Below are 25,074 nucleotides of genomic sequence, written 5' to 3' on the forward strand. Positions count from 1 at the left end.
GTGCAATCCTGTAGCACGGTGCGGGCTTTAGCTGTGTTTTTTTAGCAGTCTGGTCGCTTTATGTTGCCTGCACGTTTATCATAGTCTTCTTTTCCATGCTTTTTGACTAGAGCAGCACACATGCCACACTATCGTTCACGTACATCTACTCATGGCCGCAACATGGCCGGCGCGCGCGCATTGTGGCGCGCGACGGGCATGAAAGATGGCGACTTCAGCAAACCTATTATTGCCGTTGTGAACTCGTTCACACAGTTCGTGCCGGGTCACGTGCACCTCAAGGATATGGGCCAACTAGTGGCACGTCATATCGAGGCAGCAGGCGGCGTAGCCAAAGAATTCAACACCATTGCGGTGGATGACGGTATTGCCATGGGTCACGATGGCATGCTGTATTCACTGCCTTCGCGTGAGCTGATTGCGGATTCCGTCGAGTACATGGTGAACGCGCACTGTGCTGATGCCATGGTGTGTATCTCTAACTGCGACAAAATTACTCCCGGGATGTTGATGGCGTCTTTGCGCTTGAACATTCCCACCATCTTTGTATCCGGCGGCCCAATGGAAGCCGGTAAAGTGATGTCCAAAGATGGCAAAACCGTAGTGCGCAAGCTGGATCTGGTAGATGCCATGATTCAAGCAGCCGAAGACGGCGTATCTGACGAAGAAGTTGCCGAAACTGAACGCAGCGCCTGTCCTACATGCGGTTCCTGTTCCGGTATGTTCACGGCTAACTCCATGAACTGTCTGACCGAAGCGCTGGGTCTGTCCTTGCCAGGTAACGGTACTATCGTTGCTACGCACGCACGCCGTAAAGGCTTGTTTGAAATGGCGGGTGGCCTGATCGTTGAACTGTGCAAACGTTACTACGAACAAGAAGACGCTTCCGTATTGCCACGTAATGTGGCGACGTTTGAAGCCTTTGAGAACGCTATGACACTAGACGTGGCCATGGGCGGTTCTACTAACACCGTATTGCACTTGCTGGCAGCGGCTCAAGAGGCTGAAGTGAACTTCACCATGAGCGACATCGACCGTATTTCGCGTCGTGTTCCGTGCCTGAGCAAAGTGGCACCTGCTACACAGCAATACCATATTGAAGACGTACACCGCGCTGGCGGTATTCTGGGTATTTTGGCTGAATTGGCGCGCGCTGATTTGCTGAACCTAGATGTGAATAACGTTCACAGTGGCACCTTGGGCGAAGCTATTCGTCGTTGGGATGTGAAGGGTGAAAACCTGAAAGCAGTAGAAAAATTCTACCTGTCTGCGCCGGGCGGCATTCCTACCCAAGTAGCATTCAGTCAAGATCGCTACTACGAAGACCTAGACTTAGACCGTGAAGGCGGTTGTATTCGCAGCAAAGAGTTTGCCTACTCGCAAGACGGCGGTTTGGCCGTGTTGTACGGTAACTTGGCCGTGAACGGTTGTATCGTGAAAACAGCGGGTGTGGATGAAAGCATTCTGACCTTTACTGGTCGTGCCCGTATCTACGAAAGCCAAGAAAGTGCCGTTGATGGCATTTTGAATGGCAAAGTAGGCGAAGGCGATGTGGTCATCATTCGCTACGAAGGGCCTAAAGGCGGTCCTGGCATGCAAGAAATGCTGTACCCAACTTCCTACCTGAAATCCAAAGGTTTGGGTGCTAAAGCAGCGTTGTTTACCGATGGTCGTTTCTCGGGTGGTTCTTCAGGCTTGGTGATTGGTCATGCTTCCCCAGAAGCAGCTGAGGGCGGCACCATTGGCTTGGTAGAAGAAAACGATGTGATTGAAATCGACATTCCTAACCGCCGTATCCACTTGGCTGTTAGCGATGAAGAGTTGGCAACACGTCGTGCAGCGATGGAAGCTCGTGGTGCAGATGCATGGCAGCCAGTAGAAGATCGTAAACGTGTGGTGTCGCAGGCTCTGCGTGCTTATGCTGCATTGGCGACCTCGGCTGACCGTGGTGCAGTACGTGACGTAAGTCAGTTGTACCGTAAGTAGGCTGTTGCCGTGAGCAGGTAGTATTGAGGCTACCTGTAGATTACTGACAAAGCTCTGGTGTGTTGCCAGAGCTTTGTTTCGTTTACGGCTACTGTTTATGGGCTACACAGTAGGGCAACTTGTTGAAGTCTGGCGGCTAGTGTTCATCGCACACGCTAGGGACTGCAGGAATACTTTTTGTGATTTGAGACACCAAATCAAAAAAGTTTCCTCTCCGTCCCTCGATGATTCTGATGAGGATAGGTTGACAGTCCTTTCTTGAATAATAGCGGCTTCAGGTTTCTCGCGCCCAGCTTAGTGCTTGGTAGCTTGTGAGAAGAGCAATCTTTTATTTGCTACCAACATACCCATTATCTTCAACGACGGCCTATTTAACATTCGTGGCAAGCGATGAAGGAAAGGCGGATGAAAGTGTTTTTTTATTTGGTTTACAAATTAAAAAATACTTTCGCAGCCTTAGGCTCATGCAGCCCAGTCGTGAGTAAGTGGGCTTTACGCTCATTACACGCTTAGGTTGCTGTACCAGCCATGATGCAGTTTCTGCCAGCGCGTTTGGCTTGGTATAGGCGTTGATCCGCGCGCTGTATGGCATCGTTTAGGTGCTCGCCATGACGCAACATGCTAATACCTATGCTGACGGTTAGGCTCACGGCGTCACCATCCATATTGGCCAGTCGCAGTTGATGGCAGGCTTCGCGTATGCGTTCAGCTTGTGCTGTGGCGGTTTCTACTGTGCAGGGGCCGCTTAATAATAAGAACTCTTCGCCACCGTATCTACAAATAACGTCTTGCTGTTTAGCCTCTTTCTTGAGTAGCAGTGCAAAGCGTTTAAGCACTTGATCGCCCACCGAGTGTCCGTGCTGGTCATTAATCTGTTTGAAGAAATCTAGATCCAGCAGCATCACAGCCACGGGCGGCATCAGCTCTTGTGGTGTTTGGTGTTCTATATGACGGGTGAGTGCGGTGCGGTTTAGTAAGCCTGTTAGCGGGTCGTGGGTGGCTTGACGGTACAAGCGCAGCAATAAGCCTAGTTGAAAGTGGTTGGTAGTCATGGCAATGGCCAAGAGTGCGGCCAGCAACCATAAATCTTGTAAGGCACGCGGGCTAAAAGCTGTCCCGTCTACAAAGCCAGAGCAAAACTGTAGCAGGAGTAGGCCTAGTCCTATGCCGAACGATTCTAGCAATGTGAAGGGGAATATCCCCAAGGTAGCTGTCAGCAAATACGGGATGAAGCTATAGCCTACTAACGAATAGTTACCATCGTTGGGTAGATAAACCAATACAGCAGCATAGAACAGAGCTGGCAGCACGAAGATGGATGTGCTTAATAGCAGGCTGCTACGGTTAGAGCGTTTGAACCTAGATGCCAGCAAAATGGCGACTAAACCAATAAACATCACCACACGTAAGAGCAACACGTGGTTAAGCGTGTGTTCCGGTAGGGCTAGATTATCCATTACCGCCCACAGTGGGGTGAGTAAGGCAAAAAGCAGCGCAATAATCTGTATCCGTACGCGTAAGTATTCACTGCGAGCGAAGCTGAAGTCCTTGGAGTGATAACGTGTGGAAAACGTATCTTGTAGTGACGCGATGCTCAGTGTTTTTAAGTCTTGCAAGGAAGAGGTTTTCATCCTGATGGACAGTAACTAAATGACGCAATTGGTAAAGTTTTATCAGTATAGCGGGTAATGTTATGCCAGACTGTCAGGATGTGTGGGGTATAGACACGGATTTTTAACAGTGGCTCTGACAGCATGGCATTACAATAAGTGCTTCACTGTAGTTGGAACCCAAGTAGGAAATGACTATGCAGGATGCAAGATTGCGCGAAGCACAACAAAGAATTATTGAAGAACTGGGTGTGAAAGCCGGGCTGAATCTAGAGCACGAGCTAGAACGTCGTATCGTTTTTCTAATGCAGTATGTGAAGCGCAGTCGTGTGCAGGCGATGGTGTTGGGTATCAGTGGCGGGGTGGATTCCTTGGTCGCTGCATGTTTGGCACAACGCACCGCAGAACGTCTACGCAAAGAGGGTGATAACGTGCGCTTTATCGCTATGCGTTTGCCTTACGGTCAGCAAGCTGATGCGGCCGATGCCGAGGCCTGCATGGAGGTGATTCAACCCGATGAGCGTCTAACGGTAGATATCAAGCCAGCAACAGACGCGTTATTGGCACAAATGCTGCAAGCTGGGCAAACTTTCAAAAGTGCAGCACAACAAGATTTCATCGTAGGTAATATCAAAGCCAGACAGCGCATGGTGGCGCAATACGCTGCTGCGGCTGCCGCTTCAGGATTGGTGTTGGGTAGTGATCACGCCGCTGAAGCATTGATGGGCTTTTTCACCAAGTTTGGTGATGGTGCTGCCGACGTTATGCCATTAGCTGGGCTGACTAAACGCCAAGTACGGGGTTTGGGGGCGTTGATGGGTGCGCCTGAACAACTAGTGTATAAAGTGCCTACGGCCGATTTGGAAGATTTGTCACCGTTGCGTCCAGATGAGGAAGCTTTTGGTGTAAGTTATGAGCAAATCGATGATTTTCTGGAAGGGAAGGCAGTAAGTGATGATGCAGCGCAAATCATGCTGCGTTACTTTGCGGCGTCAGCGCATAAGCGTGCGTTGCCTGCTACGCCTATCTTTACTGCTTGATTCTTACTAACGGAAGCGCTTCCTATGCAACCTGTTTTACCGGCTCACCTGATTGCCCGTTGGTTATTGCTACTTATTGTCTTGGCCGGTTTGTATTTCTTGCATGGCTTTTTGGTGCCCGTATTGGCGGCGCTGATCATAGGCTTGGCAAGTTGGCCTCTGTATAGACGCTTATTGGCGTACTGTAATAACCGCAATACCTTGGCGGCCACTTTGGCGCTATTAGTCGTGATTGTGGTGGTGGTTGTACCCATATCGCTGGCGTTGTCCTTTGCCATTAAAGAAGCCAGCAGTTTTATTGCGTGGGTATTAGAGGCTAACCGAGATGGGATGCCGGTACCCGATTGGATTCGTGCATTGCCGATGGTGGGCCAGCGCTTGTCAGAGTATTGGACTTTGTACCTAGGCGAGCCACATGCTTTAGGCGCCATGGTGGAAATGGTCAGTGGCCAGCATTTAGGCAATATTTACCGTATGGTGCTGTCGGCAACAGGTAACGTTTTCCACCTGATGCTAACGCTGCTGTTTCTGCTGATTACCTTATTTTTCATCTATAAAGACGGTGATCATATATTGTCTCAACTGGATGTCATCGGCGAGCGCATTTTACCTGAGCGGTGGCAGCGATTTTCTCGCGTTGTACCAGCAACGGTGAACTCCACCGTAACCGGTATGGGCTTAATCGCACTGGGCGAGGGGATTGTGCTGGGTATTGCCTATTGGATAGCTGGTGTGCCGTCTCCCGCATTGCTGGGGGTGGTAACAGGCTTCATGGCATTGATACCGGGTGGTGCACCTTTGTCCTTTACGCTGATCTCGCTGTACCTAGTAGGGTCAGGTAGCGTAGGTGCTGGTGTAGGGTTGTTTTTGTGGGGAGCAATAGAGCTCTTCATCGTAGACAAAACGCTGCGCCCACGTTTGGTGGGTGGTCCGGTGAAACTTCCGTTTTTGCCTACTTTCTTCGGATTGGTAGGTGGTGTACAGACTATGGGCTTTGTAGGGTTGTTTATAGGCCCGGTTTTAATGGCATTGTTGGTAGCCATGTGGCGAGAGTGGACGCATCAGGCTCCCACTCATCCTGTTCCCTGACGTTTAGATAAAGGAGGCGGTCATGCGTTCTTTTTCCAATTCGCAAGCACGGTACGATGGAGTAAGCCGGTTTTTGCATTGGTTAATGGCGATAGGTTTTGGTGTCATGCTGGTGACGATTCTGACACGACGATTTGCAGATGAAACCCCGTTGTCAGATGCTTTATGGCCTTGGCATCGTTTAATAGGTTTTACGCTGTTCCTGTTGTGGTGGATACGTGTGATCTGGGCGTGGAAGATGCGTGAAGAATCGCCAGCAGCAATTAGCACCTTCGCTTTGTGGGGGCATCGAGTGCTGTACGTGTTTATGTTGGCAGTACCCTGTATGGCTTTGTTCCGCCAATATGGGTCGGGACGTGCCTTCAACTACTTCGGTATTCCTATCACACAAGCCAGCGAGCAAAAAGTAGAGTGGATGGTGGCGCTAGGGAACAACTGGCACGGTAATCTGGGCATTGTGTTGTTCATCGCGATCTTCGCGCATATCTTTTTGGCCTACTGGCACAAACGTAACCCTGCAACAGATGTGATGGGGCGTATGTAATACGTAGGTAATAGGCAATAAAAAACAGGCGCGTAAAGCGCCTGTTTTTTTAGGTGAGTACCCGCTTACTTGATCAGAGTGACAGGGATGTCTACTTGATGAATGATGCGAGTGGCTACCGAGCCCAAGAACAGATTACCCAAGCCGCTCATACCGCGTGTGCCCATGACGATGGAGTCACATTTCTGGGATTTGATCAGTTCGTTCACAGCAAATGCGATATCGGTATCTACAGAAGCGTGAGCGGTAGTGTTGATGCCAGCTTCGCGCAGCAGTGCAGCGGCTTGCTCGGCCATATCAATAGCGTATTTGTGTGTGTCTTCACGCAGTTGCTTCAGCGCGTCGCCAATGAAGGCTGTGTAGCTGCGGCCATAAATTTGCGGATCAAACTGCACATTCAGTACATGCACTGAGAAGCCAGAATAATCCTTGGACAGATCAATCAGATATTGCAGAGCACGTTTGGCGGTGTCGGAACCGTCGTAGGGTAATAGTACAGTTTTCATATGTTGAAATACCTTGATGAAAAAACAATGGGCTTAAAACACATTTTGCCACTATAGGTAAAAAAGAGATTGATACGGGTCAAGCAGGCTAGTTAGCACGGGGATATAGACGAAAATAGACTGTTTTTTTCGTTAAATCGCGGCCAAATTAGCTGCTTCGTATGGTTTTCCCCTCGTTTTACATTTGCGTGGGTTAGTCCTGTTGAAAACTATATCAGTAAAGTCTGTCATACACGGCAAAAGGCTGTAATAACAGGTAAATGCCACACTTATTTCAGACCAGAGTTTTGGTATGTACTGACGACTTTGCTGAGTGCTGTTTCAGAGGCATCTAAGTACTGTGCTAATTCGTATTCGGCTTGGGCGATGTCACCGTCGCATAAGTGTTGATGTATACGGCGTTCCCAATCTATCCACAGCGGGGCTTGAACGATCTTTTCATCTGGACCAGCAAAGAATACCAAACGCAACTGCGCACAGAGGGTCAGAAAAAATTCATCTAGTAGTTTGCTGCCCAACATAGACACCACCAGTTGGTGAAACATCAAACTGAGCGATCCTACTTCTTGCCATTGCTCTTTAGCCAAGGCGCGTTCGGCTTGCTTATTGTTTCTGGCCATCTTGTTGAGCAAGGAGCGGGAAGGTGGCGGAGAGGAGTGCACGGCGTGCAGCTCCAAGGTACGGCGTGCAGTGTATAAGTCTTGCAGATCATCAACGTGAAACTTGCGTACAAAGACGCCACGGTGACGAATCGATGTGGCCAAGCCATCGCGTACTAGCAGATGCAGCACCTCGCGGATGCTATTGCGTGAAGCATCGTAGGTTTGTGCGAGATCCACTTCTATCAGTTGCTCTCCGGGGGCTAACTTACCTTCGATAATGGCATTGCGTAGCTTGTGGCCAATGACATCAACAATAGATAGATTTTCCACATCGATTTTGGTTTTCAATGACTCATCTCCATTGAACGAGTTCAGGGTTCATGCCGTGGTGGCCGTGGTAACGGGCGCGTTCTGGTTGTGACCAACCTTCCAGTAATTCGGGTGCCAACGCATATACTTCTACACCTAATGGACGACAAACATCAATAGGGTCACGAGCATCTGGCCCCCATAATGGTACGGATAAATCACCGCCAGGGCAGGTAGACAATGCACACAGCAAGTCTATTTCGGCAAAATACTCGAAGTAGTCACCTTTTTGAGCTGGGCAAGCCTTCATGAAATACTGATCGTCATCATTTAAGCCTGTGCATTGAAACACATTTAAGACGTCGTGTACGTCGAATTCCGTTAAGCCGTAGGGAGCAACTGCGCGTGTCAGATTAGAGTGACAGTGGAAATGGAAATCTTCACCTGTGAGCAGATGATTGACGTAAGGATCGCAACGTGTGCCCAGTAAATCATGCACGCGACCACCATCACCATCAATACCGTAGTCGGCAAGGGTGTCGTCAGTAATAGTGGCCATAGGGCGTAGGAAGGGCAGCGTAGACCACAGACGATCATGGACGCTAACGTGCGCTGCTTGTAGCTGACGTGTACGGGATGCCCACATGCGTTCACGCGGGTCGTGTCTATTCCACATGTTCAAATCGGCTACTTGAGGGCCTTCAATGGTGACAATGCGGCAGACGTGGCCTGCTGGTACTTCCCATGCTTTACCGCTGCGGATGGGCACTACAAATTTGTCCACTAAGGTGCGCGTTTCTGGGCGTTCTATAAGACGACTGTAGAACGCTTTGTCCACGGAGAGGGCGGAGCCCTGAGTAGACTGGTAGGCGGCAGGATAATTTCCCATGTGATACCTCTAAAGATGATGTGTAAAAAACAGCAGAAAACGTGGGAGCGATTAGTCGCGCACGTCGTAGCTGCCATCAGCGTTATGGGTTTCATCACCATTGAGCGGTGGATTAAACACACACAGCAAATGCAGGTCACCTTTAATGGCGCGCAGAATGTGCGGGTCATTCAGGTTTAGGGCATAAATATCGCCTGCTTTGATGGGGTAGGTTTTGCCGGTGTTCAGGTCTTTGACTTCACCTTCGCCGGATACGCAGTAGTTGGTCTCGAAGTGGTTTTTGTATTCCAGCTCTAGCTCGGCACCTTCTGTGATGCGCGTTTCGTGTACGGAATAGCCCATGCCATCGTCTTTGACAATCATGCGCACGCTTTCCCAGCCTGGGCCGCTTGCGTCTCTAGGGGTACCGCGCAGTTGTTTGGCATTAATCACAATCATGGTGTTGCTCCTTGGCAAGTAAAAGGGTTTCTATCCACTGGGCTAGAGCAAGAAGCCTAGGCTCGTTGTGGGGTTTGGCAGTCAGTAATAAGCCAATGCTATGCGTATTGACGGGGGTATAAGGCAGGCTAAGGCTGGGTAGATTCAAGCGATTAGCAAATTCAGTGAGCAAGAACGAGCGACGGTTGGTGGCCAGATAGTGCTCGCTGTCATGTAGTGGGGCGAGTGCGGGAGCCAACATGGGGCAGGTAGGCGTCAGCACAGCATCTACGTGTGCGAGCTGATGTAGCGCTGCGCGTGTTTGCTCGTGTAGTTGTTGACGTGCGTGCGCGTAGCGCCACGCAGGCAACGTGGCGCCAGCGGTAATACGCTGACGTATAAGTGGGTCGTATTGCTCACCATAGTTTTCAAGCCAGCGCTGGTGAATGCTGTAGGCTTCGGCGCTAATCATGCCGCCTTCTGCCGCCGTTGCACCGGCCGTGATCAATGCTGGAAAACTTGCTTTCACCAACGTGGCACCGGCTTGTTCTAACGCATTGCAGGCAGCATGAAATTGCTGAACTACATCGTCATCCAGATTCAAGCTATCTAACTCAGTGGGAACTAACAGCGTCCAAGGCTGAGAGGACGGGATGGCAGATTGCGTGGTGGGGTGTAAGGCATTGAAAAGTTGAGCACAGCGTGTGACGTTAGGAGCGATGAAGCCCGGTACATCAAAGCTGGGCGAAAGCGGGAAGATTCCGTCTTCGGGCAGCAAGCCTTTGGTGGGAATGAACCCTACCACGCCACAAAATGCAGCAGGGATACGGGCCGAGCCACTGGTGTCTGTACACAAGGCGGCATCGCTAAAGCCTAAGGCCACAGACACCGCAGCTCCTGAGCTGGAGCCGCCGGGCACACGTTCTTCATGGGGGTAACGCGGATTACGTGGTGTGCCAAAGTGGTGGTTTAAGCCCAATGCTCCATAGGCAAATTCCGTCATGTTACTTTGTGCCAGAATCGTGGCGCCTTGTTGCCGCAACTGCTGCACAAGGGCTGCATCGTGTGTGGCAGCAGGGCGCTGTAAGAAGGCGGCAGAACCAGCATGACTCACCCAGCCCGCCACATCTATATTGGCTTTGATGCTCAAGTTCCAGCCTGCTAGCGGGCCAGCGGTGCGGGTGCTGGCTTGCCTGTCTATGACTGTTAGGGCGAGAGCGGCCTCACTAGACGCAGCGTCAATACGATGCAAGCACGAAGCGGTAGAAACGGTTTCGGTACTCATGATGCGATTAGTGATTCAGTTGGCTCAGAAATTCACTGACGCGCGTATCACTGGATTGGCGCAAATCGGTGGGGGATTCATCGTGCAAGATGGCTCCGTTTTCCATGAAAACGACGCGATTAGAGACGTTGAAGGCAAAGCGCATTTCGTGGGTCACAATCAGCATGGTCATGCCTTCGGCAGCTAAGGATTCCAAGACACGCAGTACTTCGTTGACCAACTCAGGGTCCAACGCTGAAGTAGGCTCATCAAACAGCATGATGGAAGGGTGCATGGCCAAGGCACGGGCAATGGCGACACGCTGTTGTTGTCCACCGGAAAGCTGATGCGGGTATTTGTTGGCATGTTCTACCATGCCCACGCGGGACAGCTGGGTGAGCGCTTCAATACGTCGTGACGAGGCGGTGCCACGGTTGTGATAGCTCAGGGCTAGCGTGACGTTGTCCAGCACGGTGCGGTGTGGGAACAGGTTAAAGCTTTGGAACACCATGCCTATATCCAGAATAAGCTCAGGATGGAGTGCCGTTAAGCTTTGGCCGTTTTGTGTGCCTAAGAAGTGCTGGCCGTGAATCCACACGCTACCGTCTGAAAAAGCTTCTAAGCCATTTAACGTACGTATTAGCGAGGTTTTACCGGAGCCAGACGGGCCGATGATAGAAATCACATCACCGCTACGCACACTCAGATTGATGTCTTTCAGCGCATGATGATCGCCATAGAACTTGTTCAGGTGGCGAACTTCCAGAGCAGGTGCGGAATCAGCTGTAGTAGAAACCGTTTTCTCGGTGGCAGCGGGAGCCTGTTGAATAGCCGCTTGCTCGGTACTGCTCAAACGGTAGGCCGTGGGTTTGCGTGTGCTGACGTCCAAGTATTGTTCTAACCAGCCCAACGCTTTATCGAAAATCGTCACCATCAGCACGTAATAGAAGGCAACGGCTAGCATGGTTTCAAAGATTAGGAAGTTGTGTGTGTACAGGCGCTGGCCTACCAACAAGATTTCCGTTAATGAAATCACCGATACCAGCGAGGTCAGTTTCACGATGGTGATGAACTCGTTGCTCAGCGTAGGCAAGGCAATACGAATAGCTTGAGGGATGATGATCAAGCGCTGAATACCTGCATAACGTAGTCCCAAGGCTTTACCAGCCTCGTATTGACCACGGGGTACCGCCAGAATGCCGCCTCGGTGAATTTCGGCCATGTAGGCGGCTTCACTTAACACCAGCGAAATCAAACCAGCATAAAAAGCCTCGGTGAGCACGCTGGCCGAGGCGGGGAACACCTGCGGCAGGTTGTAGATGAACATCAGCAGTACCAACAGCGGCAAACTGCGGAAGAACCAGATGTAGAGTCTAGATAGCCAATTGATGGGCCGAATGCTGGACTGTTTTGCCAGAGCCAGAAAGAAGCCTAAGCCGCCCGCCAGTAACCAGGACAAAAATCCCAGTTTGGCGACTGTCCAGCAGGCGAGCCAAAAGTCATGATCAAAAAGTAGGCTATACGCATACGACCAATCAAATTCCATTACCTGATACTCCGATTCTTATTGTGGCTGTGTAGCTAGAGAGCTTTCTATGTCGGCCTGTGTGGGGGCGGCGAGACCGTATTGCTCCAGCAGTTGGGCGTACTCACCACTTTCTGTGGCGCGTTGTAGGGCTTGTGTTAAGGCTTCGGAAAGCTCAGGGTTGCGTTGGTTAACGCCTAGGGCAATCACGATGGTGTAGAGCAGCTCGGGGGATGTGACTTCCAACTCGCCTTTCATTGTTTGCACCAACTGGTGAGCCACGGCGGAGTCTTCCATCATCACGTCTGCCGCGCTGGAACGCAGAGCCATCAAGGCTTCAGGCGAAGTAGGGAATTCCAATACGGTGATGGCGGGCTTGCCTTGTGCTTGGCAATAGGATTGCGATACACGCTCTAGCTTAGGTGTCCACGATGCCGCTTTGATGGTGCTGACTTTGAGGCCGCATAGCATTTCAGGGTTTTGGGGGCGCTGAGTGCTTTTGCTCAAGGCGATGAGTGACGAACCTGTTTTCAGATACGGCACATAGCTGATTAGCTTGGCGCGTTCGGGTGTCATGTACAACGCCGAGGCCACCACATCAACACGGTTAGCGCGTAGCCCCACCACCAAATCAGCGAAACGGGTGTCTACGATGTTGGCATCCAAGCTCAGGTGTTTGGCCATTAAGCGGCTGAAGTCCGCATCAAAACCGGAAGGTACTTTGTCTTGGAAGTAAGCGTAGGGTGGGTAGGTTAAATCAGAAGCAATAGTCAGCACACCCGATTGCACGGTAGGAGGTGTGGCGGTAGAGGCAGAGGCAGAGGCAGAGGCGAGTGGGCTAAATGCCAAGATGGCGCTGCAACCTAACCACGTTAGTGGGTTGGTTAGAGCGTGTTTGAGTGCGCGTAAAGGCGTGCGCTGATGTGGCTTTTTCATGGAGTCTCCTTGTGGGTTTGGTGGCTTTTGTGCTGCTAATAATTGTTGAACAATTTAATTATTGTTCAACAATGTTTTGCCCGGCAATAAGGGTTATCACGAAACATGCGTACACCGCCGCATGATCAGATACAGTACAAAAACAAGGAGAAAAAGGGCTGGAGGCTAGGTTTAGAGCGCTTCGCCAATCCAGCGAGCGGGCCAGATGCCGCTGCTAACCATCTGAGAGATGACATCTAAAATTAAAGCTTCTACGGCAGCAATGGCGGTAGAACCTGGACGCGTCAAACTGGTGGCACACACCACGCGTCTGGATAAATTGCCCCCATCTATGTGGGCGCTATGCAAGGTGCCGTTGGCAACCTCTTCCAAAATACAGACTTGCGGCAAAATGGTGCTGCCTAGCCCAGCTTGAGTGGCACGTTTCACGCTGCCCAAGGATTCGATTTCGGCCACTACATCTAGCGTGAGTTTTTGGGTCGCGCAGGCGTCGTCAATAATGCGCCGCAAACCATGCTCTTGGCCCGGCAATACGAGCGGGAGGCTGCTGATATCGGCCAAACTGAGGTTGTCCGCCAAAGGCTGTTGAGTGCTGGATACAAAGACTAGGCTGTCGTCCAGCAGGGCACGTTTGTTGAGTCCGGGTTCGGGTTCAGCGCCAAAAAGTAGAGCAATATCTAAGCGACCTGAATGCAGCCATTCTTGAATAAAACCGCTATACGCTTCCACAATTTTGAGCCGCACATTGGGAAACTGTTGGCGGCACGCGCTGAGTATGGGAAGCGTGGTGCTGAGGGCAATGCTGGTGGGCAAGCCTATAGCGACTTCACCGCTAGGGGTAGTGCTGGAAAAACGCACGGCTTGTTTGGCGCGTTCGGCATCAGCCAGTACCACACGAGCATGTTCAAGGAAGGTGCGTCCGGCCTCTGTTTGAATCATGCCCCGATTAGAGCGTTCAAATAGTTTCACCCCCAGTTCATTTTCCAGTGCTGAAATTTGTTGTCCCAACGCTGGTTGGGCAATGTGTAAACGCGCAGAGGCACGCAGCAGACTGCCGGTTTCGCACACACTGATGAAGTAGCGTAACTGACGTAATTCCATGGCTTTCTGGTATATGAAAAAGGTATAGCAAATAGACTTAATAACTATTTTACAGATATTTGAGTGATACCTAAAATCAATCTATAGCAGAACATAGACTTACAGAGCAAAGGATGGGGCGATGGCAGCGGTAGACATGGAACATTTACGCGAGTGGATAGGGCGTACAGAAACGGTAACGGACAGCATTACTGCTGCGCCATTGAAAGCCTTAACCGCGACGTTGGACAGAGATGACCCCGATGTGGCCATGCTGGATGTGCCGCCGTGCTGGCACTGGTTGTATTTCTTGCCTGTGCATAGACAGTCTGAGTTGGGTCATGACGGACACGCGCAACGTGGTGGTTTCTTGCCGCCAGTGCCGCTACCACGCCGTATGTGGGCAGGTAGCCAACTAGAGTTTGTGGCACCTCTGCGTGAAGGGCAACAGATCAGGCGGGTATCGCGTATTGCTGATTTGACAGTAAAAGAAGGCCGCAGTGGTGTATTGGTGTTTGTGAAGGTAAAGCACGATATTTATGCGGATGACAAACTGGCCATCGTGGAATATCACGACATTGTGTACCGTGATTTACCTGCGGCGGATGCGCCTGCTCCCACGCCTATTCCAGCGCCAGAATCCGCGCAATGGACACGCCGTATTACCCCTGACCCAGTGCTGTTGTTCCGCTATTCGGCACTGACGTTTAACGGCCACCGTATTCACTATGACCGCAGTTACGTCACACAAGAAGAAGGCTACCCAGGGTTGATCGTGCATGGCCCGTTGATTGCTACGCTGCTGTTGGATTTATTGCGTAGAGAGCTGCCAGATGCTCGCGTACGGAATTTCTCGTTCAAAGCGGTGAGCCCTATTTTTGATATTCATTCGTTCACGGTATGTGGACGCCAAGACAACGCGCATCAGGTTTCCTTGTGGGCCTGCACAGAAACGGGGCACCTGGCCATGCAGGCACAGGTAGAGCTCTACTAAAAACGGAGAATAAGCATGCACATAGAACACGATGAATTTGAAGAAATCCGCGATGGTATACGCCAATTGTGTAAACAGTTTCCGGATGAGTATTTCCGTGAAATTGATGCCAAGGAAGCCTATCCAGAAACCTTTGTAGATGCGTTGATTGAAGCGGGGTGGTTGGCCGCGATGATTCCCGAAGAGTACGGTGGCACAGGTTTGGGGCTAACGGCTGCATCGGTGATTATGGAAGAGATCAACCGTTGTGGCGGTAATGCGGGTGCGGTGCACGGCCAGATGTACAACATGGGTACATTGCTGCGCAGTGGCAGTACGGCACAAAAAGAAAAATACCTGCCAGAGATCGCCGCAGGCAAATTACGCATACAGTCTATGGCGGTAACGGAACCCACCACGGGCACCGACACCACCAAGATCAAAACTACCGCTGTGAAGAAAGACGGTCGCTGGGTAGTGAATGGCCAGAAAGTGTGGATTTCACGCGTACAGCATTCAGATTTGATGATTTTGTTGGCGCGTACTACACCGCTTTCTGAAGTCCGTAAGAAGTCGGAAGGGATGTCCATTTTTATGGTGGATTTGCGTGACGCCATCGGTAAAGGCTTGGATGTACGGCCTATTCCTAACTTGGTGAATCACGAAACCAATGAGCTGTTCTTCGATAATTTGGAAATCCCCGAAGAGAACCTAATTGGTGAAGAGGGCAAAGGCTTTAAGTACATTTTGGAAGGCTTAAATGCCGAGCGTACCTTAATTGCCGCCGAGTGTATTGGGGATGGCTACTGGTTTATAGATAGGGCGTGTCGCTACGCTAATGACCGTGTGGTGTTTGATAGACCTATTGGCAAGAACCAAGGTGTGCAGTTTCCTATTGCCGAGTCGTTCATTGAAATTGAAGCGGCTAACCTGATGCGCTTTGACGCAGCGCGTAGGTTTGATGCTCGCCAAGCGTGTGGTGCTCAGGCCAATATGGCCAAATACTTAGCGGCTAAAGCCAGTTGGGAAGCAGCCAACGTCTGCCTGCAAACCTACGGTGGTTTTGGTTTTGCCAAAGAGTACGACATTGAGCGTAAATTCCGTGAAACGCGCTTGTACCAAGTCGCGCCTATTTCTACAAACCTGATTTTCTCTTACGTGGCCGAGCATGTGCTGGGCTTGCCACGTTCTTTCTAAGCCGAGGTAAAGATGTCCCGTCCTCTTGATGGTGTGACCGTTGTGACGTTAGAGCATGCGATTGCTGCCCCGTTTTGTACGCGGCAATTGGCAGATTTAGGCGCACGGGTAATCAAAGTGGAACGCCCGGGTACGGGTGACTTTGCACGTGCTTATGATGAACGCGTAGAAGGAATGGCCTCGCACTTTGTGTGGGCGAACCGTTCCAAAGAAAGCTTGACGTTGGATGTGAAGCAGCCCGAAGCACAAGCAGTATTAGAGCAGTTGTTGGCCAAAGCCGATGTGTTGGTGCAAAACTTGGCACCGGGTGCTGCTGCGCGTTTGGGCTTATCGTTTGATGCGCTGCACGAACGTTTTCCACAGCTTATCGTTTGCAATATCTCGGGCTATGGTGAAGACGGTCCTTACCGCGATAAAAAAGCCTACGACCTGTTGATTCAAAGTGAGTCTGGCTTTTTGTCGGTCACCGGTACGCCTGAACACCCTGCAAAAGCGGGTTGTTCTATCGCGGATATTGCGACGGGCATGTACGCCTACACCAATATTCTGGCGGCCTTATTGCAGCGGGGTAAAACAGGAAAGGGCAGCAACATTGACGTGTCCATGCTGGAAAGCATGGTGGAGTGGATGGGCTACCCCTTGTATTACGCCTTTGATGGCGCACCACCGCCCGGGCGTTCTGCTGCCGCTCATGCCACCATTTACCCCTATGGCCCTTTCCAAGCAGGCGATGGTAATACGGTGATGTTGGGTTTACAAAACGAGCGTGAATGGACAGTGTTTTGTGAGCAGATCATGGAACAACCCGCATTGGCGACGGATGAACGCTTTGTGTCTAACTCTAAGCGCTCTGAAAACCGTGCAGCCTTGCAAGTATTGATACTAGAGCGCTTTGCCAGCTTAACGGCAGATCAGGTGGTGGAGCGTTTGGAAAATGCCCACATTGCGAATGCACGGGTCAACACCATGGCCGATGTGTGGCAGCATCCGCAGTTGCAAGCCAGACAGCGATGGACGTCAGTGCCTAGTCCGGTGGGTGAGCTTCCAGCGCTGTTGCCACCAGGTCGCACCAATGCCTACACGCCGCGTATGGATGCGGTGCCCGGCTTGGGTGAACATGTGGAGGCTATTTTGCGGGAGTTAGGCAAAACACCTGCACAAATTGAGGCGCTGCGTGCAGCGGGTGCGGTATAACATCGTCAGACCACCGTTTTTTGTAGAGCAGGGGAAAGCATGAGCAGTATCAGTCAAACCAGCATTGCGCAAGCACGTACGTTTTTGTTTGTACCGGGTAATAGACCAGACCGGTTTGTGAAAGCCTTACAAACAGGGGCTGATGCGGTGGTCTTTGACCTGGAAGACGCCGTGGGTTTGGCGGATAAAGCACAGGCTAGAGTAGAAATTGCTACGGCATGGCCTACCTTGCAGCAGCATGGGGTGCCTCTGGTGGTGCGTACCAATAGCGTGACCACTGAACTTGGGCAGCAAGACATTGCATGGGCAAAAACACTGCCGGGCGAATTTAGTCTGTTGTTGCCTAAAGCAGAGTCAGCAGACGCATTGGCGGAAGTACATGCGCAGTTGCCGCAGGTGCAACTGATCCCCATTATTGAATCGGCGCGTGGCTATGTAGAGGTGCAGCAGTTGGCGGCAGCGCCCGGTGTATGCCGATTGGCGTTGGGGCATTTGGATTTTATGGCAGATACTGGCATACAGTGTTCGGAAGGTGAGCCAGAGCTATCCCCTGTACGTTTTGCGATGGCCATGGCGACGCGTTTGGGTAATTTAGCGCCAGCGATTGATGGGGTGACTACCGCGCTACAAGATGGCGAGCAATTGCGTATAGATGTGCAGCGTGCGCTACGTTTTGGCTTTGGCGGCAAGTTGTGTATTCATCCCAAGCAAGTGGAAGGTGTGCATCAAGCGATGCTGCCGTCTGCCGAGGAATTAGATTGGGCAACGCGTGTGGTGGCGGCTGACGCGTCAGCGGGTGGTTCTGCCGTACAAGTGGACGGCAAAATGGTAGACCAGCCTGTGGTGCTGCAAGCACGACGTTTCCTGGCTCGAGCACGCTAAACAGCGTATTTGCCCCTGATTTATTTTCATAATCAAGGGTTAACCATAATAAAAATAAAGGTGCAACCAAAATACTCTGTAGGGTTGTGTGATTCTGTGCATGTGGGTTGTGGCGTAGGGCGGCGACACCGGTTTGGTCGTGTACAGACAAGAAAGAATACGAGTAAGGGAAAAAACTATGCAGCTGATTGATGCTGATGTGTCTAATGCGTTGTTGGGCTTTGACAAACTGGTACCTGCGCTACGCCAGGCTTTTCAAGCGGATATCACCGTACCGCTACGACACACCCACACTATTGAGTGTGATGGTCGCAAAGGTATTACCTTGATTATGCCGGCATGGGATAACAAGAAATACTTTGGCCTAAAAACCGTGAATATTTTCTCGGCTAACCACGAGCTGGATCTACCTGGTTTGCACTCCACGTACTTGCTGTACGACGGTTGCACGGGTAAACCGTTGGCGCATGTGGATGGTGATGCCGTGACGTCACGCAGAACCGCTGCGGCGTCGGCTTTAGCCGGTGGTTACTTGGCGAAGAAAGACGCTAGCCGTTTGTTTGTGTTGGGTACAGGGCGTGTGGCCAGCTTCTTGCCAGATGCTTACAGCGTGGTGCGTCCTATTAAAGATGTGTTTATCTGGAACCGCCGCCCTGAAGGTGCAGAGCGCTTGGCAGAAGAACTGCGTGAAAAAGGCTATAACGCCCATGTAGTCAGCACGGTAGAAGAGGGCGTGGCACAAGCGGACATCATCAGTTGCGCTACCTTGTCTGAAGCACCATTGGTGCATGGCGATTGGCTAAAACCCGGCCAACACTTAGATTTAATAGGCAGCTTTGCGCGCCACATGATTGAAACCGATGCACAGTGTTTTGCGCGTGGTTCGGTGTTTGTGGATACCGATGAAGCAGCGAAAAAAGCCGGTGATTTGTTGCAAGCCTTTGAAGCTGGTACCCTCAAACCCGAAGATATCAAAGCAACATTGTTTGACCTGTGCCGTGGGCAACACGCGGGTAGAACGAATGACGATGACATCACTGTATTCAAATCTGTAGGTAATGCGCTGGAAGATTTGACTGCAGCCATTTTGGTGTACGAAGGTAGCCAGAAAGCCTAATAGGTGGTGATGTATAGAAAAGGGTGACGGTGTTTCGCGGTCACCCGCAATGCAGTAGCCCTTCTTGGAGGCACGAACATGGCCATGCAATTTGATTTTGTTGATCTACGCTTGTTCAGTTATGTGGCCGAAGAGAAAAGTCTAACGCGTGCTGCGGCGCGCGTTTTTATCTCCTTGCCTGCCGCTAGCATGCGCATCAAAAATTTGGAGCAATCCATAGGTGTGCCGTTGCTGAACCGTAGTGCGCAAGGTATTACGTTGCGTCCAGCTGGGGAAACCTTTTTGGCGCATGCAAGGCAAGTACTGCAGCAAGTTGAGCTGCTACGTTCAGATTTGCAAGAGTATGCGCAAGGCATCAAAGGCAGCGTAAGCCTACAAGCGAACACTACCGCCATGACGGAGTTCCTGCCGCATGTGCTCAGTCAGTATTTGGCGCAGTGGCCCGACATTAATGTGGATTTACGCGAGCGCCCCAGCGATGACATCGTGCGCGCTGTGTTGTCAGGGGCTACCGATGTGGGCATTGTGGCAGGCTCTGTGAGCACTGAAGGCTTGCAGGTGCTGCCGTATAGGCAAGACAAACTGGTGTTGGTGGTAGCACCGGAGCACCCCTTGGCAGAGCATGACGTGGTGGCCTTTGAGGACACCATAGACAGCTCGTACATCATGCTGCACGAAGGCACCGCCATCTATTCGTTTTTAAAACGGGTGACTGACAGCATGAGCAGGCCGCTGCAAACCCGCATTCAAGTGGGTAGTTTTGAGGCAGCGTGCAGAATGGTGGCAGCAAATGCCGGTATTTCGTTAATTCCCGAATCTGTCGCGAAACGGCATGCCACGGTGCTGCCCATACGCATCGTGGGGCTGACCAACGAATGGGCGATACGCGATCTGCTTATTTGTGTGCGCGATGTAGAGTCTTTGCCCTCATTCACTCACGAGCTAATCCAATTGTTATTGGCGGATGCCGATGCTATTCCGGTGTCAGCTATTGAGCCCACACCGGAATAGAAGGATAGGGCTATAGCAGGCTGACCTGATCCAACTCAGGTAAACGCCATACCAGATCAATCAACTTGGTAGCCAAGGCCATATTGCCTTCGGTGGACTGGGTAGGGTTACCGTACTCAATCAGACGACGTACTTTGTCTTCTAGTTCTTCGCGAGTCAGCGTGTTGCCTGGGTCGCCTTTGGGTTCATCTACACGCGTCTGTAGGGTACGGCCATCCGTGGTGCGCACACTGACTTTACCAATCCAGCGGCGTGGGTAAGCGCTGTCTACTTCCTCGTCTAGCACCATGTGTACGCGGTCGCGGAAATCGGCTACAGCAGGGTTTTGCAGGGCTTGTTGATCAAAGGTGGTGAGATCCGCTTTGCCAAACAACGCGACCAGTGCCAACACAGTTCCCATCGAGAATTTAGACTGATGCACGGTTTGAGGGTTGGTGACTGCGCCCAACACATCAATAGCACCTTGATGCACATGCGTCGTGACTTGCTCAATATCGCTGACAGCAAGATTATGCTCGCGCATTACTTGCAGCAGAGCATCGGCAGACGGGTGCGTGTGACGGCAAGAGGCGTGGAATTTGAACGAGGTTTCGCTCAACGCCCACCGTGTGCCTAAGCCATCAACCAAGCGGGTGACGTCCGAGTCGCTGGACATGCCTGCTGCCATACCTTTTTTGCCTTCCAGAATCTGCGAGGCACCTGTGAACCCAGCTTGGGCTAGGTACGCTGACCACAACCCGCTACTGGCCGCATGGGCGGTATGTAGCTGTTTGGAGTCGGCAGCATCCCGCAGAAACTCCCATAGGCCGGCAGCTTGGGTACCTGCTGAGCCAAAGGCATGCAGCATTTGCTCATGATCCAGACGCAGTAAATTGCCCGCAGTAGCGGCGGCAGCTAAGGTGCCAACGGTAGCTGTGGTGTGGAAGATTTGATAGTGCGAACGCCCCAAGAATTCACCCACGCGTATGCCTACTTCGTAACCAGCGACGGCGGCTGTTAGTAAGTCCTTGCCGGATTTTTTTAGATCTTGGGTAACGGCTAATGCGGGGGGGAACACCACGGCGGCAGGGTGCAGTACAGAACTGTTGTGCAAGTCATCTTGCTCTACCACGTGCGCTGCTGCTGCATTAATCATGGCGGCAAAGAACGGCGAGCTGTGTGCAGCGGAAACTAAAATTTCCGATGGCCCATGATCAGGGCGCATGTGTGTAGATACGCGATCAATGATCTGCACAGGGCGCGTAGAGGCACCGGCAATGATGGATGCCAAGGTATCTAAAAACAGGGCTTGAGTGCGCTCAATAACCGCAGCAGGAATGTCTTCATAACGCAGGTTGGCCGCAAATTCAGCCAACTGACGTGAGTAATGCATAGTCGTCATGGGTATAGGCATAAAGCAGGATAAAGCCGTCTCTACAACGGACGGCTGACCTGGCAAACTGTGCCGTATGTTTCTGGCTTTGGCTATTGCTGTTTCGTGAAGACCGGCTTTAGTGCTGACAAAGCCAGCCTTATTTGCGTGGTGGGGGCGGCAGTAGGCGCAAACAGGTGTCAGCTAATTCGTGAGCGTAGCTCTCAGCATCTAACTGAGGGGAGGCAATTAGCGCATCAGTAGCACCATGCACGCCAGAGTACAGCAGCAAGGCCACCATAGACGGGTTGGGGCAATACCACGCGTTTTGTTGCTGGCCCTGCAGCAGTATGTGTTCTAGCTGCGCCAAGATGGCGCTTTTCTCGGCATTATCGCGCTCATGATGGTGATGGCCGCCATATACCATGTCGTGGGTACGGAAGGTGCGGGCATAGGTGTGTACGCTGGCTTTTATCCATGTACGCAGGCGAGCAGGCCAGTCTTGCTGAGGGCAGGACGCCACGGCTTTTTCCAGTTCTGCTAAATACTGCTGCGTGTAGCGGTTAGCCAAGGCCGCCAGCATTTCATTCTTGGACGCAAAGTAATGGTAGAAGGTGCCTTTAGCCACATTAGCGACACGGGTGATGTCGGCAATGGTAGTGGCTTCAAAGCCGTTTTCCATAAAGAGGGTTTCAGCGGCTGTCATCAGCTCATCCAGACGCACTTCGGCGGGTTTAGTGCGGGGTGATGCGGAAGGGGCAGAGGGAGGCTGTGATGTAGACATACGGTAATCTTACCAAAACAAAAGGGTCCATTTCCCGGCAGTGTAAAACAAGCCAGCCACAAAGTCTTTGCTCTTTGAGTTTTTCATTGACCGTCGGTCAGTCAATTGCTAGTATAAAAACCAATGACCTAAGGAAAACCTGATTTATGCAAGCATCTAAACGTAGAGCAGCCGTCTTAGCGGCGTATTTGGGTACGTTCTTGGCTACGTTGGACATCAGTATCGTGAACGTGGCATTACCCTCCATGCAAATCGCCTTGCAAACCGATATTGCCGGTATGCAATGGGTAGTAAGTGTGTATGCCATAGGCTTGTCAGCCATCATGCTGTCGGCCGGTTCAGTGGCCGATAAAGTAGGCCATAAGCGGTGCTGGCTGGTAGGTGCGTTGGTGTTTACCTTGGCGTCGTGGCTATGTGGCACAGCGCCTAATGTGTCGTGGTTGCTGTGGGGGCGAGCTTTACAAGGGTTGTCAGCAGCTTTTTTGATTATTGGGGCGCTGCCTATTTTGACGCATTTATACACGGACCCCACTGAACGAGCACATTGCATAGGTGGTTGGTCTGCTTTTACGGCATTGGCTTTGATCGTAGGGCCACTGTTGGGTGGTGTGCTGTTAGAGCAATGGGGTTGGCAGAGTATTTTCCTGATCAACCTGCCATTAGGTGCATGCGCTATCGTCTTGGGGGCTTGGGCGATTCCAGAGCGTCGCTACACCGCTCAGGCCGCTAAAGATCCTGTAGGACAGTTTTTGAGCCTAGTGGTGTTAGGGGCGTTGGCGTACGGCACGATCGCTGCAGGGAAAGATGGTGTGACTGCCACAGTGCCCATGTGGTGCTGGGCGATTGCGTTAGTCGGTGGGCTGATGTTTATTGTCGTGGAGCGCCGTGTGGCACGACCATTAGTGCCGCTAACGCTGTTTCAACAGCCTGTGTTTGCGGTGGCGAATATTGCCTCGTTCTTTTTGGGCTTTTCGTACTACAGCAGTTTGTTTTTCTTCTCGCTGTATTTTCAGCAAGTACAGGACTGGTCTCCGGCTGAAGCAGGTTGGCGCATGATGCCGTTGTTTATGGCTACGGGTTGTGTATCACTCTTGTTTGGACGCTTAAGTGCTAAAAGCTCGGTACCTACCTTGATGACCACGGGCTATGTGCTAATTGCGGTGTCTATGATGGCCATGGTGTGGTGCTCGGTAGAGACACCGTATTGGGTGATGGGCTCATTGCTGCTGATCATGGGGGTGGGGGCAGGGTTGGCCGTGCCAGGAACTAGCTTAACCATCATGGGTATGGCGCCGGCTGAGCTGACAGGTTCAGTATCGGGCACCATGAATGCGTTGCGCCAAGCAGGGATGACCATGGGTATTTCATTGTTAGGGGTAATGTTGAGTGCCCAAGCTATAGCCGATCTCACACGGCGCTTGTTGGTAGACGGTGTAGACAACGCTGCGCAGGTGGCACAACAGGCAGTGCTGTATCACGAGGGGGTAACGGCAGTGCCAGAGATTGCATCTAGTTATTCGCTATCCATGGCCAGTGGCTTTCAGGTGGCGATGTTGGCGGCTGGTTTACTGAGTGGCGTCAGCGCTCTGTTGCTGTGGCTAAGCCGACGTTGGATGAAAAGTGTAGGGCTGCAAACCGCACAAGCCTAAACAGTGTTGCTCAGGTGTAACGATAGAACATAGCCAATGTGGGCTTGATGTCAGAACAGAGGCAGATTTGTTAAGGTGATTCTTTAGCTTTTCTCTTTCTTTATACGTATCAGGCGGCGCTATGACTACTCTTTCTTTACCCACTTATGATGATGTTCAAGCTGCCGCACAGCGTTTAGAAGGTTACGCGCATCGCACACCAGTAATGACCTCTAGAACCCTTAACGACTTATGGGGCGCTGAGGTCTTTTTTAAATGTGAAAACTTGCAGCGTATGGGGGCCTTTAAGTTCAGAGGTGGGTTTAATGCGTTGGCCAAATTTAGCCCTGAGCAGCGTAAGGCCGGTGTAGTAACGTTTTCATCGGGTAACCATGCCCAAGCGATTGCCTTGTCGGCACGTATTTTGGGTATACCTGCCACCATTATCATGCCGCATGATGCGCCAGAAGCTAAGGCAAATGCTACGGAAGGCTATGGCGGCAAGATTGTCCGCTACGACCGTTACTCTGAAGACCGTGAGCAAATTGGTCGCGATTTGGTAGAGCGTTATGGCTACACCATGATTCCACCTTTTGATCACCCTGATGTGATCACCGGCCAAGGTACAGCAGCCAAAGAACTGTTTGAAGAAGTAGGTGAGCTGGATGCCTTGTTTACCCCATTGGGTGGCGGTGGTTTGCTATCAGGTACGGCGTTATCCACGCGTGCACTATCACCTAACTGTGCCTTGTATGGTGTAGAACCAGAAGCGGGCAACGATGGCCAGCAATCGTTTGAGCAAGGCAAAATAGTCTCTATTCCTACCCCTAAAACCATTGCGGACGGTGCACAAACCCAAGCCTTAGGCAAATTGACCTTTGCCATTATTCAGCGCGATGTGAATGCGATTTTGACGGCGACCGATGCCGAGCTAGTGGAGTGCATGCGTTTTATGGCGCAACGCATGAAACTGGTGGTAGAACCCACGGGGTGTTTGGGCTTTGCCGCAGCCAGCAACATGAAAGAGCAGTTGCGTGGCAAACGCGTGGGTATTGTGCTGAGTGGCGGCAACGTAGATATACAGCAGTTTTGTAAATTGCTGGGTCAGTAGTTAACCACTTTGTCTGTTTAAGGACGTCT

General features: G+C 51.5%; 23 protein-coding genes. 12 read left to right on the plus strand and 11 right to left on the minus strand.

Annotation, left to right across the window (positions count from 1 at the left end; all coding sequences use genetic code 11):
• The first annotated feature begins 120 nt into the window (after positions 1–120).
• Positions 121–1,986: a dihydroxy-acid dehydratase gene (gene ilvD, locus ACLO87_RS01155; protein WP_135862766.1), complete on the plus strand. Its 1,866-nt coding sequence runs from the start codon at positions 121–123 to the stop codon at positions 1,984–1,986.
• Positions 1,987–2,495: 509 nt separating this feature from the next.
• On the opposite strand, the gene ACLO87_RS01160 is transcribed toward ilvD, so the two are convergent.
• Positions 2,496–3,617 carry a GGDEF domain-containing protein gene (locus tag ACLO87_RS01160; RefSeq protein WP_430222553.1) on the minus strand — a complete coding sequence of 374 codons (1,122 nt, stop codon included), beginning with the start codon at positions 3,615–3,617 and terminating at the stop codon, positions 2,496–2,498.
• Positions 3,618–3,787: 170 nt separating this feature from the next.
• Between ACLO87_RS01160 and nadE the strand changes: the two genes are divergently transcribed.
• Genes nadE through ACLO87_RS01175 form a run of 3 tightly spaced genes read left to right on the plus strand, consistent with a single transcriptional unit; the run spans position 3,788 to position 6,269 of the window.
• Positions 3,788–4,636 (plus strand): ammonia-dependent NAD(+) synthetase, encoded by an 849-nt coding sequence (nadE, locus tag ACLO87_RS01165; protein ID WP_135862770.1) that lies wholly within the window; start codon positions 3,788–3,790, stop codon positions 4,634–4,636.
• A gap of 24 nt (positions 4,637–4,660) precedes the next feature.
• Positions 4,661–5,725, plus strand: a complete 1,065-nt coding sequence (locus tag ACLO87_RS01170) for an AI-2E family transporter (protein WP_430222554.1) — start codon at positions 4,661–4,663, stop codon at positions 5,723–5,725.
• 22 nt (positions 5,726–5,747) lie between these two features.
• Positions 5,748–6,269, plus strand: coding sequence for a cytochrome b (locus ACLO87_RS01175; RefSeq protein ID WP_430222555.1), 522 nt, complete (start codon positions 5,748–5,750; stop codon positions 6,267–6,269).
• Between the two features lie 65 nt (positions 6,270–6,334).
• Here ACLO87_RS01175 and ACLO87_RS01180 read toward each other — a convergent pair whose 3' ends face one another.
• The 8 genes from ACLO87_RS01180 to ACLO87_RS01215 all read right to left on the minus strand — a co-directional run bounded on the left by ACLO87_RS01180 (position 6,335) and on the right by ACLO87_RS01215 (position 13,818).
• A complete protein-coding gene (locus ACLO87_RS01180) occupies positions 6,335–6,775 on the minus strand; it encodes a universal stress protein (RefSeq protein ID WP_135862776.1) in 441 nt (146 codons plus the stop codon).
• A 269-nt stretch (positions 6,776–7,044) separates the two neighbouring features.
• Positions 7,045–7,725 carry a GntR family transcriptional regulator gene (locus ACLO87_RS01185; RefSeq protein ID WP_430222556.1) on the minus strand — a complete coding sequence of 227 codons (681 nt, stop codon included), beginning with the start codon at positions 7,723–7,725 and terminating at the stop codon, positions 7,045–7,047.
• A 4-nt stretch (positions 7,726–7,729) separates the two neighbouring features.
• Positions 7,730–8,575, minus strand: coding sequence for an urea carboxylase-associated family protein (locus ACLO87_RS01190; protein WP_430222557.1), 846 nt, complete (start codon positions 8,573–8,575; stop codon positions 7,730–7,732).
• Between the two features lie 51 nt (positions 8,576–8,626).
• Positions 8,627–9,013, minus strand: coding sequence for an ectoine synthase (locus tag ACLO87_RS01195; RefSeq protein WP_430221139.1), 387 nt, complete (start codon positions 9,011–9,013; stop codon positions 8,627–8,629).
• Positions 9,000–10,277: an amidase gene (locus ACLO87_RS01200; protein WP_430222558.1), complete on the minus strand. Its 1,278-nt coding sequence runs from the start codon at positions 10,275–10,277 to the stop codon at positions 9,000–9,002. Before ACLO87_RS01200 ends, ACLO87_RS01195 begins: the two co-directional genes overlap by 14 nt.
• A gap of 7 nt (positions 10,278–10,284) precedes the next feature.
• A complete protein-coding gene (locus ACLO87_RS01205; protein ID WP_430222559.1) occupies positions 10,285–11,802 on the minus strand; it encodes an amino acid ABC transporter permease/ATP-binding protein in 1,518 nt (505 codons plus the stop codon).
• Positions 11,803–11,820: 18 nt separating this feature from the next.
• The gene (locus tag ACLO87_RS01210; RefSeq protein WP_430222560.1) at positions 11,821–12,717 is read right to left on the minus strand and encodes an ABC transporter substrate-binding protein; all 897 of its coding nucleotides are present in this window, start codon (positions 12,715–12,717) and stop codon (positions 11,821–11,823) included.
• Between the two features lie 171 nt (positions 12,718–12,888).
• Positions 12,889–13,818 (minus strand): LysR family transcriptional regulator, encoded by a 930-nt coding sequence (locus tag ACLO87_RS01215; protein WP_430222561.1) that lies wholly within the window; start codon positions 13,816–13,818, stop codon positions 12,889–12,891.
• Between the two features lie 121 nt (positions 13,819–13,939).
• Here ACLO87_RS01215 and ACLO87_RS01220 point away from each other — a divergent pair, with 121 nt between their 5' ends.
• The 6 genes from ACLO87_RS01220 (at position 13,940) to ACLO87_RS01245 (ending at position 20,171) form a co-directional block, all read left to right on the plus strand.
• Positions 13,940–14,791, plus strand: coding sequence for an HTD2 family dehydratase (locus ACLO87_RS01220; protein WP_430222562.1), 852 nt, complete (start codon positions 13,940–13,942; stop codon positions 14,789–14,791).
• A gap of 15 nt (positions 14,792–14,806) precedes the next feature.
• Entirely contained in the window at positions 14,807–15,967 is a 1,161-nt protein-coding gene (locus tag ACLO87_RS01225) for an acyl-CoA dehydrogenase family protein (RefSeq protein ID WP_135865254.1), read from the plus strand.
• A 12-nt stretch (positions 15,968–15,979) separates the two neighbouring features.
• Positions 15,980–17,161, plus strand: a complete 1,182-nt coding sequence (locus tag ACLO87_RS01230; RefSeq protein ID WP_430222563.1) for a CaiB/BaiF CoA transferase family protein — start codon at positions 15,980–15,982, stop codon at positions 17,159–17,161.
• A gap of 39 nt (positions 17,162–17,200) precedes the next feature.
• The gene (locus ACLO87_RS01235) at positions 17,201–18,043 is read left to right on the plus strand and encodes an HpcH/HpaI aldolase/citrate lyase family protein (RefSeq protein WP_430222564.1); all 843 of its coding nucleotides are present in this window, start codon (positions 17,201–17,203) and stop codon (positions 18,041–18,043) included.
• A 178-nt stretch (positions 18,044–18,221) separates the two neighbouring features.
• A complete protein-coding gene (lhpI, locus tag ACLO87_RS01240; protein ID WP_430222565.1) occupies positions 18,222–19,160 on the plus strand; it encodes a bifunctional Delta(1)-pyrroline-2-carboxylate/Delta(1)-piperideine-2-carboxylate reductase in 939 nt (312 codons plus the stop codon).
• 78 nt (positions 19,161–19,238) lie between these two features.
• Positions 19,239–20,171, plus strand: coding sequence for a LysR family transcriptional regulator (locus ACLO87_RS01245; RefSeq protein WP_430222566.1), 933 nt, complete (start codon positions 19,239–19,241; stop codon positions 20,169–20,171).
• A gap of 10 nt (positions 20,172–20,181) precedes the next feature.
• Here ACLO87_RS01245 and ACLO87_RS01250 read toward each other — a convergent pair whose 3' ends face one another.
• Entirely contained in the window at positions 20,182–21,552 is a 1,371-nt protein-coding gene (locus tag ACLO87_RS01250; RefSeq protein WP_430222567.1) for an MmgE/PrpD family protein, read from the minus strand.
• 130 nt (positions 21,553–21,682) lie between these two features.
• Positions 21,683–22,306, minus strand: a complete 624-nt coding sequence (locus ACLO87_RS01255; RefSeq protein WP_430222568.1) for a TetR/AcrR family transcriptional regulator — start codon at positions 22,304–22,306, stop codon at positions 21,683–21,685.
• A gap of 146 nt (positions 22,307–22,452) precedes the next feature.
• Here ACLO87_RS01255 and ACLO87_RS01260 point away from each other — a divergent pair, with 146 nt between their 5' ends.
• Both ACLO87_RS01260 and ACLO87_RS01265 read left to right on the plus strand, forming a co-directional pair.
• Positions 22,453–23,955, plus strand: a complete 1,503-nt coding sequence (locus ACLO87_RS01260; protein WP_430222569.1) for an MFS transporter — start codon at positions 22,453–22,455, stop codon at positions 23,953–23,955.
• Positions 23,956–24,076: 121 nt separating this feature from the next.
• Entirely contained in the window at positions 24,077–25,045 is a 969-nt protein-coding gene (locus ACLO87_RS01265) for a threo-3-hydroxy-L-aspartate ammonia-lyase (protein WP_430222570.1), read from the plus strand.
• Positions 25,046–25,074: the final 29 nt, after the last annotated feature.

Origin of the sequence: Paenalcaligenes sp. Me52 (assembly GCF_050487965.1) — a bacterium.
Classification (GTDB): Bacteria; Pseudomonadota; Gammaproteobacteria; order Burkholderiales; family Burkholderiaceae_B; genus Paenalcaligenes.